Genomic DNA, 15703 nt, shown 5'->3' with positions numbered 1-15703 from the left:
AGGCATCGCCGGGAGGGCGGGTGTGGCCGTGAAGGCATTGGGGCCGGGCGTGGACCGGCGAAAGAGGTGGCCTTGACCCTGCGTTCGATCGCACCCCTTGTTCTTTTTTGCGTCGTCTTGGCCGCGTGTGCCCGAACGGCGCCGGCGCCCATCGACTACCGGATTACGGCGGTGATTGAGCGGGCGCTACGCGACGATGCGACCCGGCGCGCCGGCGTCTCGCAACGACAGGCATTGCGCGAATTGGGTGACGGTCCGATCTACACCGTGCGCGCCGGCGATACGCTCAGCGTAATTGCCGATCGCTACGGCGTGCGGGCCGCCGACGTGATTCGCCTCAACGGACTTGCCGATCCCAACCGCATCTTCGTCGGACAGCCGCTGATGTTGCCGGAATCCGCCCGCGTCCAGCTCACCTTCGCCGAACCGCGGCAGGCGCCGACGGCCCCCGCTGTGGTGGTTGACGAGACCGCGATCCCCGAAGAGACAGCGCCCCAGCAGGTTGCCCGTGCCCCCATCCCGGCATCGCGCCCGGCCACGCCGCCGGCGCGGTCAGATCCGCCCTATCGGTCTTCGGGCAGCCAGTTCGACTGGCCGGTTCGCGGCCGCATCCTGCAGCCTTTCGGGCCGCAGGGCAGCGGGCGGGTCAACGACGGGATCAACATTGCCGCCGACGACGGCGCCGCGGTGCGAGCCTCGGCCGACGGCGAGGTGATTTACGTCGGCGAAGAGGTCAAGAACCTCGGCAACCTTCTCCTCATCCGCCATGCCGAAGGTTGGATCACGGCCTATGCGCACACCGATTCTGTTGCCGTGCGTCGCGGCGATGTGGTGCGCCAGGGCCAGCCCATCGCCCGCGCCGGACGGACGGGCGGCGCCGCCGGCCAAGTGCATTTCCAATTGCGCCGCGGTACCGAACCCGTCGACCCCCTTACGCGACTGCCGAACCTGACGAGTTAGGGGCGCTCCGACACCGTCGCGTCGCGTGGTGTGTACAGCCCCGCCTGGAGGGCGCGTTCTTGCACCAGAGCCAGCACCGTATCGATGGTGGGTGACGGCGTTTTCGTCAGGCGTGCGAGTTCCTGAACGACCGCAACCAACGCATCGATTTCCATGGGTCGTCCGCGCTCAAGGTCTTGCAACATGGACGTACGGTGCGCGCCGACCGCAACCGCACCGGCGATTCGTTTGTCGACATCGATGGCGAACGTGATCCCGAGTTTCTCGGCAACCGTTTGCGCTTCGACCATCATTGCCCGCACGACCGCGCGCGTGTCGGGGTTGCCGCCGATCTCTTCGAGGGTCGCGTGGGTCAGGGCGCTGACCGGATTGAACGACAGGTTGCCCCACAGCTTGATCCAAATTTCATCGCGAATGCGGGGTCGCACTGGCGCCTTGAAACCGCCGGCAATCAGCGCCTTCGACAGGGCAACGACGCGGTCCGTGCGTGCACCCGATGGCTCGCCCAACGAAAACCGGTCGCCCTCGACGTGGGTGATGACACCCGGCGCGCTCACCTCGCAGGCAGGATAGACAACGCACCCAATCATCCGTTCGGGCCTCAACGCGCGCCACTGAGCATCGCTGGGGTCCAAGCTGCGCAGCCGCGCATCGCGCCATGGCCCCTCAAGCTCGTGGAAGTACCACCACGGGATTCCATTGACGGCCCAGACCACGGCGGTGCTGGGGCCGATCAAGGTGGCGATTTGATCCAGTGCGGGAATGACCGAATGGGCCTTCAGCGAGACGATGACGTAGTCCTGCACCCCCAGTGTCGCGGGATCGTCGGTGGCCTGTATCGGCGCTGTCGTGGTTTCGCTGTCCTTGATCAACGTCAGACCGTGATCTTGGATGGCGGCGAGATGGGGGCCCCGGGCAACCAGCGAAACGGCCGCCCCGGCGTGGGCCAACCCGGCGCCGAGATAGCCGCCGATGGCGCCCGCGCCGTAAATGCAAATCTTCATTCCGCCAGGCCGAGCCTTTTGGCGAGGCCGATCCGCTGCACCTTGCCCGTTGCCCCCTTGGGGATTTCATCCACGATCACGATGCGGCGCGGCACCTTGAAGTCGGTCAGATGTTCGCCGACGAACGTACGTAGCGTTTTCTCGTCGGTGACCGCGTCCTCGCGCAGCACAACTACTGCCGCGACGTCCTCGCCGAGTTTGTCGTGGGGCACCGCGAAGGTCACGGCCTGCGCGACGGCGGCATGTTCCATCAGGACGTTGTCGACCTCCAGGGGCGCGATCTTTTCCCCGCCGCGGTTGATGATTTCTTTCAATCGGCCGCTGATGGTCAAGAACCCATCGGCGTCGAGAAAGCCTTGGTCGCCGGTGCGAAACCAGCCGCCCGTGTACGCAGCGGCGTTTGCCTCGGGATTGTTCTCGTATCCGGACGTCACGTTCTCGCCGCGAATTACGATCTCGCCCGTTTCGCCCACGGCAAGTATCGTCCCAGCCGGGTCCATGATCGCGACCTCCGGCCCTGCGGCGGCACCGACACTGCCCGGTTTGCGGTCGCCCGGCGGGAGTTGATTACTGGTCATTTGATGGCTGGCCTCGGTCATCCCGTAGGATTCGATAACCGGCACACCGAACAAGGTCTCAAGACCTTGCATGACCGGCGGCGGCAGCGACGACGAGGAGGATCGGATAAACCGCAGACCCATGCGCGCGACGACATCCTTGTTGCGCACCGCGCGCGATAGGATCGCTTGATGCATGGTTGGAACCGCAGTGTACCAAGTTGGCGCGATCGCCTCGAACCAACCGAAGATCCGCAGCGCGTTGAATCCGGGCGTACAGTGCACCGATGCACCCGCGACGAGCGAGGCAGAAACAGCGGCGATGAGGCCATGGATGTGAAACAGCGGCATGATGTTGAGGCATCGGTCTTCCGTACCCAGGCGCAACGTTGCGGCGATATTGCGGGCCGATGCGGCAATATTGGTGTGGGTTAGAGGTACAATTTTGGGCCGCGAGGTCGTTCCCGACGTGTGCAGCACGAGGGCAACATCGTCGGCCTGTGCGGTCCCGACGGAAGCCGCTGCGCCTGCGACCGGGCCGTCGAGAGTGAACGTACCCGCTGGCGCAGCGATATTCGGAGTCAGCGTTACGACGGCAATACCTAGGGTCTGGGCGACCTCGATGGCGGGCGAGTCCTCGCCAGCTTGGACGATCAATGCCTTGGCATTCAGGTCCTCAAGGTAGAAGCGAAATTCATCGGCGCGGTAGGCCGGATTCAATGGCGCCGTCGTCGCGGCGCCGGCGATCGCAACAAACGCCGCCGCCATCTCGGGCCCGTTCGGCAAAACGATGGCAACCCGGTCGTTGCGGCCGATGCCGAGCGCGTTCAGCGTCGCACCCGTGGTCGCAACAAGCGCTCGGAGCTGACCGTAGGTCATTGTCGGGCGATCCGGTGCGCCGAGGGCGTCGGTTTCGTTCGGATGGGCGGCGAGGGCGTCGTGGAGAAGGGCGGTCATGGCACTACACGCTTTTTCTTTGGCGGCCGGCAAGGTCCTGGATGAACTGCCACGCGACCCGGCCTGACCGGGCGCCGCGCGTCATCGACCATTCGATCGCCTCCGCCTGGAGCTGGGCAGGTTCGATCACAAGTCCGAGTTCGCGCACATATCCTTGAATCATGGCCAAGTACTCATCCTGGTTACAGCTATGGAAGCCAAGCCATAGGCCAAACCGATCCGACAGCGACACTTTTTCTTCGACTGATTCGGACGGGTTGATCGCGGTCGAGCGTTCGTTCTCGATCATGTCTCGCGGCATCAAGTGGCGGCGGTTGGAGGTCGCATAGAAAATGACGTTGCTGGGACGCCCTTCGAGGCCGCCCTCAAGGACCGCCTTGAGCGATTTATAGCTGGTATCGGCGGTATCGAACGACAGGTCGTCGCAAAACAAGACGCACCGGCGCGGTCCAGCGGCGAGTACGGCGAGGAGCTGCGGCAGCGTCGGGATGTCTTCCCGGTGAATTTCGACCAAGGCGAGGGTGCCCGGCGTGTCGCGGTTGATCGCGGCGTGCACCGCCTTCACCAGCGAGCTTTTGCCCATGCCACGCGCACCCCACAACAGCGCGTTGTTGGCGGCGTGGCCCGCCGCGAATCGGCGCGTATTGTCGAGGAGGACATCGCGCACGCGGTCGATCCCGACCAACATCGCCAAGTCGATATGGGCAACCGTGGGGATCGCTTGCAACCGGTTACCCTGGGCGTGCCAGACGAAGGCATCGGCGGCAGAGAGATCGACCGGCGGTGCGGCGGCGGGCTGGAGAGCCTCCAACGCGTCCGCTATGCGGACCAGGAGGGGCTTGAGATCGGGATCGCTCATGGCGAGACCCTACGTCGCGGTGCGGGCGATGCAAAGTCTGAAGAGGCAGTCCCAAGAGGCGGTTCCCACGCCAAGAAATGCCCATCCCACCGGATCGAGAAGGCGCTGCGACGTGATTTGCAATCGGGCAGGGGGCGGTTATAGTCCGCCAGCCATTTGGGCTGAATTTCGGGAGTTTCCATGTTGATTTCGATGGCCTTTGCACAGGGGGCTGAGGGCGGCGGCGCTTTCGGCGGTGGCGGTATTATCAGCTTGCTGCCGTTGGTTCTGATTTTCGTCGTTTTCTACTTCCTTCTGATCCGGCCACAGCAAAAAAAGGTCAAGGTGCACCGCCAGATGGTGAGTGCCTTGCGTCGCGGCGACAGCGTTGTGACGGGGGGCGGCATAATCGGCAAAGTCACCAAAGTCTTGGACGAAAACCGAGTCGAGGTGGAAATCTCCGATGGGGTCCGGGTCCAGGTTGCGCGCGGCACCATTCAAGATGTGGTCACACGCGCCGAGCCGGTGGGCGACGACAAATAGAGTGCTGTCTTCCGGCCTGCTGCGACCCAGGACGTCTCCGACAGGCCGGCGGCGCGTAGAAATTTGAGCAGGCGCGGTTAGATGCTGCAGTTCGCGAGATGGAAGACGACCCTTGTGGCGCTGGTCGTGGCGGCAGGCATTGTATTTCTGTTGCCTAATTTTTTCCCGCGCGCCAGCGTTGAGAAATGGCCGGGCTGGTTGCCCAATCAGCAGATCAACCTTGGCCTCGACCTCCAGGGCGGGTCGCATCTTCTGCTCGAAGTGGATGTCGATTCGGTTATCCGCGAGCGTCTTGAGTCGCTAGAAAGCGAAGTACGCCGAGCGTTGCGCGCCGCGCGGGTCAACTATACCGGGATCGGTATCGAGCAAAATGCAGTCCGCGTTCGTTTGGTTACACTCGAACAGCGTGAGGGCGCCGTGAGCGCGCTTCGGGCTCTCTCGCAACCGATCGTTTCCAATGCGTTTTTAAGCGTTGGCGCCCAAGATATCGACGTTACCGTAGACGACGACGGGATTGCCAAGGTTACCTTGACCGAGGAGGCGATCACCGAACGCCGCCGCGCCGCAGTCGAACAATCGATCGAGATCGTTCGCCGCCGGATCGACGAAACCGGCACGCGCGAGCCGTCGATTCAGCGCCAAGGCGATGACCGAATCTTGGTCCAGTTGCCAGGACTCGACGATCCCGCGCGGATCAAGCGCCTGCTCGGACAGACCGCTCGACTTACCTTTCAAATGGTCGATATGGAGGCGCGAACGGGTGGCCGCGCGCCGCCGGGGTCGGTCGCGCTTCCCGCGGACGGACGATCGACGAGCCAGCAGACCGAGTACATCGTGCGTCGCGAAATTATCGTGAGCGGCGAGAACTTGATTACAGCGTCGACGACTTTCGATCAGCAGTCCGGCGGACCGGCGGTGAGTTTCCGTTTCGATGCGGCCGGGGGCCGCAGGTTCGGTCAGGCGACCACCGACAACGTCGGGCGGCCCTTCGCCATCGTGCTCGACGGCCGGGTGATCAGCGCCCCGGTTATTCGGCAACCGATTCTGGGCGGTTCGGGGATCATCACCGGCGGCTTTTCGGTGCAGGAGGCCAACGATTTGGCGCTTCTGTTACGCGCCGGTGCGTTACCGGCGCCTTTGAATATTTTGGAGGAGCGCTCGGTTGGCCCAGGTCTTGGCGCTGATTCCGTGGCTGCGGGCGAGCTCGCGAGTGTGATCGCCTTTGTTGCCGTCATGGGCTTCATGGTCATGGCTTACGGGCTGTTCGGTATGGTCGCCAATATCGCGCTGTTGGTGAACATGATCTTGATAGGTGGCGGCTTGTCGTTATTGCAAGCGACTCTGACTCTACCGGGTATCGCCGGCGTCGTGCTGACGATCGGCATGGCGGTCGACGCGAACGTTCTCATTTTCGAACGAATTCGCGAAGAGGTGCGAACCGGGAAGACACCGATCGCCGCAATCGACGCGGGCTATTCGCGCGCGCTCTCCACCATCGTCGACGCCAATGTGACGACGCTGATTGCCGCGATTCTGCTGTTCCAGTTCGGCTCCGGGCCGGTCAAAGGGTTTGCCGTCACGCTAGCCTTCGGCATCGCGAGTTCGATGTTCACGGCGATTACGCTGTCGCGGTTGATCGTGATTACGTGGATGCGTGCGCGCCGCCCGACGAAATTGCCGATCTAGGGGCGCACCGATGGCTTGGAAACTCAAACTGGTTCCGGACAACACCCACGTTCCCTTCATGGGCGTGCGCAACCTAGCTTTCGGTCTATCGGCCGGTTTAGCGATTTTGTCGATCGTCCTTCTGTTTGTACTCGGTTTGAATTTCGGAATCGATTTTCGCGGCGGCACGTTGATCCAGGCGAAAACTCCCGGGGTCGCCAACATTGCGGGCATGCGCGACGCGGTCGGCAGCTTGGGACTTGGCGACTTGTCGTTGCAGGAATTCGGTTCGGCGGACGAGGTCCTTATTCGTGTGGAGCGTCAGGTCGGCGACGCCGCCGAGCAACAGGCCGCGGTCGAGGTCATCAAGGAAGCGCTTGAGAAGGCGGTGGGGAGCGGCATCGAATTCCGCCGCGTCGAGTTCGTCGGGCCGCAGGTGTCGGGTGAGTTAGTGCGGGCAGGGGCGCTGGCGCTGGGCCTCGCGCTGGCAGCGATGCTGGTCTACATCTGGTTTCGCTTCGAGTGGCAATTTTCGGTGGGCGCGGTCATGGCGCTCGTGCACGACGTCATTCTCACATTTGGGTTTTTTGCGGTGACCGGTTTGGAGTTCAACCTCTCGATCGTTGCCGCGATTCTGACCATCGTCGGTTATTCGATGAACGACACCGTCGTTGTGTACGACCGTGTGCGCGAAAACTTACGCAAATATAAGAAAATGGAACTCCGCGAACTTCTCGATCTGTCGATTAACGATACGCTCTCGCGCACCACGCTGACCTCCTTCACCACCTTGTTGGCGTTGATTGCTTTGGCGGTGGTCGGTGGACCGGTCATCGCGGGGTTTGTCATGGCGATGATTTGGGGCGTCGTGATCGGCACCTATTCTTCGATCTTTGTGGCGGCGCCCGTCTTGCTCTATCTCGGTGTCCGCCGTCAGGCGTTCGACAAAAACACCGAGGAGGGCGCCGGCGACGCGAACCCCGCCTAGGCGGGTCATGGACGTCACCCCGCTCATTCCACGCGGACGCCAGGTCATCAACAGTTATGGCGCCGGCGGGTTCCTGGTTTCGAACGAGCGCTACGAGGGCTCGCTCCTCGTGTTCCCGGAACGGGTTGTGCCGTTTGCCCCTGCCACATGGGACGACCTCGCGCTCGGGCATTTAAACGATATTCTCACCGCCGAGCCGCGCGTCGAACTGCTGCTCTTTGGCTGCGGTCCCGGGATCAAGCCGTTGGATCCGGCGCTCCGCACCGCGTTGCGGGACGCGCGCATCGGCATCGATTTGATGGATACAGGCGCGGCCTGCCGCACCTACAACGTGCTGATGGCGGAGGATCGCCGCGTCGCCGCCGCTGTCATTGCGTTGGCGTAGCGCCCGAACAGGTACTCATTTCTCGCCTGAAATGTTTGACAGCGTAAAGGCGACACTGGCCGACATCCTGCATAAGACCCGCCGATTTGGGTATTGGTCGCTGAACAATGTGCCCTGGGGCGTGCGTTCGGTTCTCGGTCTCTTGTTTGTCGTCGGCGGCATCTTCAGCATTCTACCGGTCCTTGGGCTATGGATGTTGCCGGTTGGAATTGTGCTGATGTCGCTCGATATACCGCCCTGGCGCAATCAGTTGTTGCGTTGGTTGAAGGAGAAGGAGCGGGATGTCGATCCCGCGGGCAAGACCTAGGGTTTGCCCGTTTGCACGGCACCGGTCAGAATGTTGCCCATGAATGCGGTCTTCCGATCCATCTCGCCCGGTCTCGGTCGGCATCCCCATTTGCTCGCCGCCCTGATCTTCGGGGGCATCGTGGCGATCTGGGGAGGTGGCATGGCGGTTGTCCTGAACGCGTCGTCGGTGGCGGACGCCGATGCCGGTACGGTCGTGTCGGTGTTTTCTCCAGCCGATGAACGCGCCGCGATTATGGCGATCCGCGCAGCGGGGGGGCGTTTGCTGGCCAACCCAGCGACCGGTACGTGGGTCGTCCATAGCGATGAGACGGGTTTTGCGCAACGGTTGCGGCGCGAAGGGGCGCTCGGTGTCTTCGGCAAATTGCCGCTTGCGCTGCCGGGTGCGTCAGGGTGTTTTTTCCTGGCCCCAGGCCAATCCGCGTCGTTTCCGCGCCGCCCTACCGAGCCCGCCGTCTAGGACGCCCCCGGGGGTAACCTCACGGTCGCCAAAAAAAAGGGGCCCCGGAGGGCCCCTTTCGTCGCACGGTTGAGCATTTTCTTAGTAGAGGTTCTGCGCCGATACCATCGCGTAAAGCATCGGGATCGACAGCAGGGTGTTGGTCCGCGAGAACAGCATCGCGGTGCGTGCTGCCTTCGCCTTTGTGGCCGCGTCGGCCTCAACAATGCCGAGCGCTTTTTTCTGGTTCGGCCAAATGACGAACCACACGTTGAACCACATGATCGCGCCGAGATACATCCCGATCCCGATCGCGGTATGTTGGCCCACACCGGACTCGATGCCGAGCCCGAGGGCCCCGCCGAGGTAACCTTTGATCCATGCCAGGATCAGGCCGGTGATGAGCGTTGCCATAGCGCCCCAGCGGAACCAAAACAGCGCCGACGGTGCGATGTGCTTGGAAACCGCCGGTTTCAGTTCGTCCGGAACCTTCGGCATGGTCGGAATTTGAACGAAGTTGAAGTACCACAGCAGGCCGATCCACATCACACCGGAAATCACGTGCAGCCAGCGGAATAGGAAAGACCACCAATTGGTGTCGAATTCGAGGCCTTGGCCATGCCAACCGACCACGACTGCAATCATAACGATCGTCAGCACTAGGCCGGCAATGATCGTCGACTGCAGATTTTGAAGAATAGAACCCATAGGACGCGCCTCCCTCGAAGGTTCACACAAGATATTGTGTGATAAAACCCAAATCGAGCGAACTATAGAACGATTCTCATTTACCCCGCAACAGAGCGCCGCGACAATTGGCGGGATCTACACCCGAGGGGAGACCGCATGTCGGCCGATGCCGCCCTATTGCATTGCGCCCAAGAGCTTCGGGCGCGCGAGCCCGACCGCTACCTCGTGGCCACTCTCCTGCCACCCGGCGGACGCCGGGTCGCCCTGGCGCTGTTCGCCTTCGACCTCGAACTCGCGCGGATTCGCGATGCCGTCAGCGAACCGATGTTGGGGGAAATCAGGCTCCAATTTTGGCGCGACACCTTGGCCGGGGTGGGCCGCGGTGCCCGCGCGGCGCATCCGGTTGCGCAGGCCATCGCGGCGACGACGCCGGACGATGGATCGATCGCGGCGATGGCCGCCCTGGTGGATACGCGGGCGCGCGATCTCGACGACACGCCCTTTGCGGACTTGGCAGCGCTCTCGCGCTACGGCGCGGACACTGCGGGCGGGGTGAACACGCTCCTGTTGCGGGCGCTCGGAATCGACGACGCTGAGGTTGTCGAGGCAGCCCGAGCCGCCGGCGCGGGCTGGGCGCTCATCGGCCTCATGCGGGCACTCCCGCACCATGCAGCCATGCGTCGAGTACCGATCCCGGCGGATATCCTCGAAGGTCGCGACGTCGATCTCGAAGCAACCTTCGCGGGCCGCGCCACGCCGGAGCTTGGACGCGCGGTCAGCGATGTCGTCGCCGAGGCCGAGCGGCACCTGACGGTGGCGCGTCGGACGTCGCTGCCGAAGCTGGCGCGACCGGTGTTCGCAACCGTTCTTTTGGCGGTCAGAGATGCCCAAGCGCTTAAGCGGGCCAACGGCAACCCGTTCGGTCTCAAACCGCCGGGACCTTTATCCCGCCAATTGTCGGTGGCCTTGGGGGTGCTGACCGGCAGGGTGACCGGCTAGGACTTGGACAACTCAAAGAGCGCGTTCGCACTTTTCTTCGTTGAGATTCCTAGGCGCCGGGAACGTGCCGCTGTCGGAGGCACGCTGGAAAAAGACCGCCGAACCGTCGTCGGTGCAGGCCGACAGGTCGTTGAGCCACCGGTACTGTTGGCCGTCAAGCCAAGTAAAGGATCGGCTGGGCCCTTCGGCACAGGCCGCCACGGTTAAAAGGAGGCTGGAAAGAATCAGGACGCGCATCGGAATGTCTCCGTGAGAATGGGGGTCGAACGACTTCTATTGATCGACCGTGGCGGGCCGTTGTCCGGATTGCGGTCGCGGCGCGGAGATGTTGTGGCGAATCTGTGGCGCCCGGCGCTGGCGTGCGCGGGGCATCGGCGCCGTCTGTGAAGTTCTGCCATACTGAAGCGAACCGCCGCACGAACGACTGCGGAAGCAAGACGGTTCGGTTGTTGGGGACGACATGGCAGTGCGTTGTTGGGGCGCGGTGGCCTGGTGCGTTGTGTTGCTATGGGCGTCGGGCGTGTCGGCGCAACAGCTCCAGGGCGTGGCGCAGGTGGTGGACGGCGACACTCTACGGGTGGCCGGCGAACGAGTACGTTTGTTTGGGATCGATGCACCGGAGCGCGGCCAACCCTGCCGGGACGGTGGGGACTGCGGCGCGCAGTCCAAGGCCCATTTGGAAGCGTTGATTGGCGACCGTGAGGTGATCTGCGCGCCCGAAGATGTCGATCGCTACGGCCGCATTGTCGCGACCTGCCGGGTCGGCGGCGTCGACTTGAACCGCGCCATGGTGCGGGACGGGCAGGCGATGCCCTATACCGATTTTTCGCAGCGCTACGCGCGCGACGCGCCCAGCGAATCGCGGTTCAACGCCCCTTGGGACTACCGCCGCTCGACGGCGCCGCCGCGAGGCGCAGTAGGCACGCGCAGTGTAGAAAATTTGTCGGCGGCGCCCGACGACGGGTGTGCGATTAAGGGAAACATTTCGTCCGAAGGAACCCGCATTTATCACCGCCCAGGCGAACGCAGCTACGCGGCCACGCGCATCGATGAAGGCCACGGCGAACGCTGGTTCTGTTCGGTTGACGAGGCCGAGGCCGCGGGCTGGCGGGCGGCCCGCCGATAGGCCAGTCGCTTACTTGTTACCCGACGTGGCGAGGATTTCGGCGAGCGGCACGCCGGCCTTCAACCGGGCCGCGCGGGTTTCCTCCTCCGCGCGTTCCGCGGTTGCCTTGGCGATGACGGCCTCCGCACGGTCGCGGGGAATGACCAGCACCCCGTCCGGCCCGCCGCACACGAAGTCGCCCGGATGGATCAGCACGTCGCCGAGCGCGATTGGGATACCGGTTTCGCCACGCTGACCCTTGGTCGACCCGCGCAGCGAGAGGCCGATGGCATAGACGGGAAAGCCCAACGCCGTGATCTCGACGATGTCGCGGGCACGTCCATTGGTCACGCAACCCACGACCCCTTTGATTTGACAGGCCGTACTAGCGGTATCGCCCCAGACCGCGGTGCGCGACGCGCCACCGCAATCGATGACGATCACGTCGCCGGGCGCGGCCTCGCCGACCGCGCGGGTCACGGCGGTATTGTCGCCGGGCGGGCAACGCACCGTGAACGCGGTCCCGACCATCGGAGTATTGGGGACGAGCGGATGAATCTCGGGCGGAAGGTCGCACGCGGCCGGGGCCGCTTCGGACAGCGTCGGCACCGGGAAGCCGCGTAGCGCGGCGATAATCTTTGCTGTGTCCATGGTGCTCCCTTTTTCTGCGTTGGGCCCACCCGTCCGCATGGCGACGGCGCGGTCGGCGCGATAGGATGCGCACGACAACGGAGGGATGCAATGCAGTTTGGCGCGCTGGATACCTACGACTGGCAAGATGCGGGAACGCCGGGCGCGAAGAAGTGCGAACTCTGGCGGCGCGGCGACAACACCTACCTAGTGGTGTTTCGCGTCGAGCGTGGAACCACGTTCAAGCCCCACGCCCGCACGACGGGGTGGGAACACCTCACTGTGGTCAGCGGGCGCTGGCAGCTCGGCGACCGCGTCCTCGGTCCCGGCGACGTGGCGATCACGGCACCGGGCGAATCGCACGATAACGAAACAGCGCTAGACGATAGCGTAGTTGTCATCTCCGTCGGCAATGCGGAAATTTCCGCCTAGAGTGCGTCTGCGCATTGGTCCTCGCCGCAGCGCCTAGTCTTTCTTCGCGGCGACCGCTTCCAACTCCAACAGAACTTCTGGCAACGCCAACGCTTTGACATAAACCAAGGTGCCGGCCTGGGTGTGTCCCTTGAAGTGTTTTTTCCCGGCCTTCGCGATCGCGCCGATGTCGCCCGGATTGACCATATAGAGGTTGGTCTTGACGACGTCGGTCACGTCCATCCCGGCCTCGTGCAGGGTTTCGACCACCCGCGCATAGACAATATCGGCCTGGGTCTCCGCGTCGGGCGGGGTGACGCCCTTGTCATCGGTGGCGGTCTGCCCGGAGATATAAAGAACGCGCGATCCCGGCGGGATCTCGACGCTGCGGTTGCGATAGCCGCCGTGTGGATTGCGAATGACGTTGCTGGTCATGATCGAGCCTCCCCTAGTGATTCAAGGTCGCCATGGTACCGCGAATCGATGCTCAAAGGCATTGCCTCACACCGGACCCACATCCTATTTCTGGGGCGATGCGCCTCCGATTGGGCCCGATTTTGAAGATAGTTGGCCACCGGAAGCGTAGCGCGAGACAAACTGACTCGCCACCATGTCGCCGGCGACGTTGGCGACGGTGCGGCACATGTCGAGGAGACGATCGACGCCCAGGATGATGGCGATGCCGGAGGGGGGCACGCCGATACTGGTCAGGATCGTCGACAGGATGACGATGCCGACCCCTGGCGTGCCGGGCGACCCGATCGCCGCGCCGGTCGCCATGACGACGATCAACACCATGCCGGCCAGGCCGATATCGACGCCATAGACCTGGGCTAGGAACAACGCCGCAACGCCTTGGTAGAGTGCGGTGCCGCCCATGTTGATGGTGGTGCCGAGGGGGACGACGAAGCGCGCGACATTTGCGTGGACGCCGAGTTTGCCGACGACCGTGGTCAGGGTGACCGGCATGACCGCCGCCGAACTCGACGTGGAGAACGCGAGCAGCAGGGGTTCGCGGGCGGCGCGCAAGAAACGCAGCGGCGATGTCCCGGTCCACGCCGCCACCGCGAGGTACAGCGCGAGCAAGATCGCCAACCCGGCAATGACGGTCGCCATGTAGATCGCGGTGCTGAGCAGGGCGGCAACGCCCACCCGCGCGGTGATCTGCGCGAGCAAGCCGAACACCGCCACCGGGGCGAAGCGCAAGACGACAGTCACGACCGCCATGGCCACGGCTTGCACCGAGGCCAACAGTTCCAGTAGGGGCCGCCGTTGCTCGCTGGATATCGAAATCATCGCGACGCCGATGATGACGGCGGCGATGACGATTTGGAGCATGTTGCCGGAAACGAAGGTGGCCAGTGGGTCTTTGGGAAAGATCGAGGCAATCACGTCGGGAAACTCGGCAAGTCCGGGCAGGGTTGCCGGCTGAACCTCGGGGGCCACGGTAGCCGCGGCCGTGATCCCGCTGTCGATCAGAAGGCCCGGTTGGACGATTAGCGCGAGGGCAATGCCGATGATCGCGGCCAGGATGGTGAAGACCAGGAAAAACCCTATGGTCCACCCGCCGATCGCGCCGAGCTGTCCGGTATTGCCGCCGGCGATGCCGCGAATGACCGACGCGACGACCAAGGGGATGACGACGAACTGGATCGCGAGCAAAAACAGTTTGCCGGGCAACGCGACCCAATTGCCCACGAGTGAGGCATGGGCGGGCGACAGCAGGCCGCCCGTCGGACCGATCGCCAGACCAAAGGCGATCCCCAGCGCCATCCCGACCAATACCTGGAGCCACAGGCGTTCGCGCAGGAGGGTCAGCAGCTTACGCCGACCGCGGATTCGCCCCCCGTGGTTGCCGTTGTTCTCAGGGGTAGGGCCGTCGTGTGACATCGTTTTCCTTTGTAGCGGGGAGGGTGGTATGCGCGCATTGCGCCCGGTCAAGTATCCGCACTCTCCCGTCTTGGCTACAATGGGGTATGGCCGGATCGCGCGAGGACATTGCAGCCGTCGAAGCCGTCGTGCGCGCGGTGTGGGAGCGTTTCCTTGCGCACGACAAAGAGGGGATGCTGGCCCTTCTCGACGAAAGCTGCACCGTGTGGGACGTGTTTGAGCCTGCGCTAGTCACCAAGGAGACGATGCGCGCCTATGTCGATTCCGACTACGATCAGAAGGCCCAGCGGGGTGCCCTGACCTTTCGGCAAAGCAATTTCGTCACCGACGTGTGGGGCGACCTGGCGCTGGTTCGGTTCAACTCTTTTGCGTCCTATGCGCCGCCCAATCCCCACACCGGCGAGGGGCGTACCTCGGTTGTGTTGCGCCGCTTTGCGAACGGCTGGCGGCTCGTCCACGTCCACGAAGGGCGCCTGCCGACCGGCGCGCCGCCGATTAACGAATAGCGCGGGCGATCTGCCGGCAACGTGTAAGCAGAAATTCGCGCCTGATCCGGGCATAACAAAACTTGTGGATAACCCGCCGGCCGGGGCCGCTGCGGCGTGGCTGGCGCGGGACCAGCCGTGTAGGCTGCCCGCGAACCGAAAGGTGGGGTACCGCCGGACATGACAGTGATGGAAAACGGGTGAATCGATGGCAGGCAGCGTGAATAAGGTCATTCTGGTGGGCAATTTGGGGCGCGATCCCGAGGTGCGCACGACCCAACAGGGCGGCGAATTGTGCAATTTGTCGGTCGCGACTTCAGAAACGTGGCGCGACAAGGGCACCGGCGAGCGGCGCGAGCGGACCGAGTGGCACCGCGTTGTCATCTTCAACGAGAACCTGGTGAAGGTCGCTAAGGAATACCTGCAGAAGGGCCGAAAAGTGTACATCGAGGGCCAGTTGCAAACCCGCAAGTGGCAGGACCAATCCGGCCAGGACCGCTACTCCACCGAGGTCGTGTTGCAGCGCTTTCGCGGCGATCTTCAGATCCTCGATGGGCGTAGCCAAGGCGGCGGCGGTGGTCAGATTGATGGCGGCGGCGGATACGATTCGTTGCCGGACGAGGGTGGTCGCTCGATGCCTCCCTCTGACCTGGACGACGAAATCCCGTTCTAGTCTGGCGTCTCTCTGAAATCTGGTTGCGTTCCAGATGGTGCAGGGGTACCGGGATTCTATTTAGCATATAACGTCAAATAAAATTCCTAACCTACTGCAATTAATAATAAACTTGTCGGTCTAACCTTAAGACGATGAAGCTGGGCGCGACGTAGGCCCTTGACGTCTGCGCCCCCAC

The 15703-nt window shown here is 63.4% G+C and carries 20 protein-coding genes; 12 read left to right on the top strand and 8 right to left on the bottom strand.

Annotated features, from left to right (window positions below; all coding sequences use genetic code 11):
* Nucleotides 1-72 precede the first annotated feature (72 nt).
* Entirely contained in the window at nucleotides 73-960 is an 888-nt protein-coding gene (locus RID42_14140) for a M23 family metallopeptidase (GenBank protein ID MEQ8248812.1), read from the top strand.
* On the opposite strand, the gene RID42_14135 is transcribed toward RID42_14140, so the two are convergent.
* From RID42_14135 to RID42_14125, 3 genes are read right to left on the bottom strand one after another with little or no spacing between them, the layout of a single operon-like run.
* Complete coding sequence (locus RID42_14135; protein ID MEQ8248811.1) at nucleotides 957-1964, bottom strand: 2-dehydropantoate 2-reductase; 1008 nt, start codon at nucleotides 1962-1964, stop codon at nucleotides 957-959. The genes RID42_14140 and RID42_14135 overlap by 4 nt on opposite strands.
* Nucleotides 1961-3478 (bottom strand): acyl--CoA ligase, encoded by a 1518-nt coding sequence (locus tag RID42_14130; protein ID MEQ8248810.1) that lies wholly within the window; start codon nucleotides 3476-3478, stop codon nucleotides 1961-1963. The genes RID42_14135 and RID42_14130 overlap by 4 nt, the downstream gene beginning before the upstream one ends.
* Nucleotides 3479-3482: 4 nt before the next feature.
* Nucleotides 3483-4337, bottom strand: a complete 855-nt coding sequence (locus RID42_14125) for an ATP-binding protein (protein MEQ8248809.1) — start codon at nucleotides 4335-4337, stop codon at nucleotides 3483-3485.
* Between the two features lie 180 nt (nucleotides 4338-4517).
* Between RID42_14125 and yajC the strand changes: the two genes are divergently transcribed.
* From yajC to RID42_14095, 6 genes are all read left to right on the top strand, one after another.
* Nucleotides 4518-4859 carry a preprotein translocase subunit YajC gene (yajC, locus tag RID42_14120; GenBank protein MEQ8248808.1) on the top strand — a complete coding sequence of 114 codons (342 nt, stop codon included), beginning with the start codon at nucleotides 4518-4520 and terminating at the stop codon, nucleotides 4857-4859.
* Nucleotides 4860-4940: 81 nt separating this feature from the next.
* Entirely contained in the window at nucleotides 4941-6545 is a 1605-nt protein-coding gene (gene secD / locus RID42_14115; GenBank protein ID MEQ8248807.1) for a protein translocase subunit SecD, read from the top strand.
* A gap of 10 nt (nucleotides 6546-6555) precedes the next feature.
* A complete protein-coding gene (secF, locus tag RID42_14110; GenBank protein MEQ8248806.1) occupies nucleotides 6556-7512 on the top strand; it encodes a protein translocase subunit SecF in 957 nt (318 codons plus the stop codon).
* Nucleotides 7513-7519: 7 nt separating this feature from the next.
* The gene (locus RID42_14105) at nucleotides 7520-7897 is read left to right on the top strand and encodes an Mth938-like domain-containing protein (protein ID MEQ8248805.1); all 378 of its coding nucleotides are present in this window, start codon (nucleotides 7520-7522) and stop codon (nucleotides 7895-7897) included.
* 31 nt (nucleotides 7898-7928) lie between these two features.
* A complete protein-coding gene (locus tag RID42_14100) occupies nucleotides 7929-8204 on the top strand; it encodes a hypothetical protein (GenBank protein ID MEQ8248804.1) in 276 nt (91 codons plus the stop codon).
* 39 nt (nucleotides 8205-8243) lie between these two features.
* Nucleotides 8244-8663, top strand: coding sequence for a hypothetical protein (locus RID42_14095; protein ID MEQ8248803.1), 420 nt, complete (start codon nucleotides 8244-8246; stop codon nucleotides 8661-8663).
* A gap of 81 nt (nucleotides 8664-8744) precedes the next feature.
* On the opposite strand, the gene RID42_14090 is transcribed toward RID42_14095, so the two are convergent.
* Nucleotides 8745-9350 carry a urate hydroxylase PuuD gene (locus tag RID42_14090; GenBank protein ID MEQ8248802.1) on the bottom strand — a complete coding sequence of 202 codons (606 nt, stop codon included), beginning with the start codon at nucleotides 9348-9350 and terminating at the stop codon, nucleotides 8745-8747.
* 138 nt (nucleotides 9351-9488) lie between these two features.
* Here RID42_14090 and RID42_14085 point away from each other — a divergent pair, with 138 nt between their 5' ends.
* Nucleotides 9489-10331 (top strand): squalene/phytoene synthase family protein, encoded by an 843-nt coding sequence (locus RID42_14085; protein MEQ8248801.1) that lies wholly within the window; start codon nucleotides 9489-9491, stop codon nucleotides 10329-10331.
* Between the two features lie 12 nt (nucleotides 10332-10343).
* Here RID42_14085 and RID42_14080 read toward each other — a convergent pair whose 3' ends face one another.
* Nucleotides 10344-10568 (bottom strand): hypothetical protein, encoded by a 225-nt coding sequence (locus RID42_14080; protein ID MEQ8248800.1) that lies wholly within the window; start codon nucleotides 10566-10568, stop codon nucleotides 10344-10346.
* A 223-nt stretch (nucleotides 10569-10791) separates the two neighbouring features.
* Between RID42_14080 and RID42_14075 the strand changes: the two genes are divergently transcribed.
* A complete protein-coding gene (locus tag RID42_14075) occupies nucleotides 10792-11457 on the top strand; it encodes a thermonuclease family protein (GenBank protein ID MEQ8248799.1) in 666 nt (221 codons plus the stop codon).
* 9 nt (nucleotides 11458-11466) lie between these two features.
* Here the strand turns inward: RID42_14075 and RID42_14070 are convergent, their stop codons facing one another.
* Entirely contained in the window at nucleotides 11467-12087 is a 621-nt protein-coding gene (locus tag RID42_14070) for an RraA family protein (GenBank protein MEQ8248798.1), read from the bottom strand.
* Between the two features lie 90 nt (nucleotides 12088-12177).
* Between RID42_14070 and RID42_14065 the strand changes: the two genes are divergently transcribed.
* Nucleotides 12178-12498, top strand: coding sequence for a hypothetical protein (locus RID42_14065; GenBank protein ID MEQ8248797.1), 321 nt, complete (start codon nucleotides 12178-12180; stop codon nucleotides 12496-12498).
* Between the two features lie 33 nt (nucleotides 12499-12531).
* Here the strand turns inward: RID42_14065 and RID42_14060 are convergent, their stop codons facing one another.
* Both RID42_14060 and RID42_14055 read right to left on the bottom strand, forming a co-directional pair.
* Nucleotides 12532-12912 carry a RidA family protein gene (locus RID42_14060; GenBank protein MEQ8248796.1) on the bottom strand — a complete coding sequence of 127 codons (381 nt, stop codon included), beginning with the start codon at nucleotides 12910-12912 and terminating at the stop codon, nucleotides 12532-12534.
* 84 nt (nucleotides 12913-12996) lie between these two features.
* Nucleotides 12997-14367 carry a dicarboxylate/amino acid:cation symporter gene (locus tag RID42_14055; protein MEQ8248795.1) on the bottom strand — a complete coding sequence of 457 codons (1371 nt, stop codon included), beginning with the start codon at nucleotides 14365-14367 and terminating at the stop codon, nucleotides 12997-12999.
* Between the two features lie 86 nt (nucleotides 14368-14453).
* Here RID42_14055 and RID42_14050 point away from each other — a divergent pair, with 86 nt between their 5' ends.
* Nucleotides 14454-14873, top strand: a complete 420-nt coding sequence (locus RID42_14050; GenBank protein MEQ8248794.1) for a nuclear transport factor 2 family protein — start codon at nucleotides 14454-14456, stop codon at nucleotides 14871-14873.
* A gap of 187 nt (nucleotides 14874-15060) precedes the next feature.
* Nucleotides 15061-15525: a single-stranded DNA-binding protein gene (gene ssb, locus RID42_14045; GenBank protein MEQ8248793.1), complete on the top strand. Its 465-nt coding sequence runs from the start codon at nucleotides 15061-15063 to the stop codon at nucleotides 15523-15525.
* Nucleotides 15526-15703: the final 178 nt, after the last annotated feature.

Source organism: Alphaproteobacteria bacterium (assembly GCA_040216735.1).
GTDB lineage: Bacteria > Pseudomonadota > Alphaproteobacteria > SHVP01 > SHVP01 > CALJDF01.
Note: the sequence above shows the minus strand (reverse complement) of the source record. Positions and strands in the feature narration are given on the sequence as shown.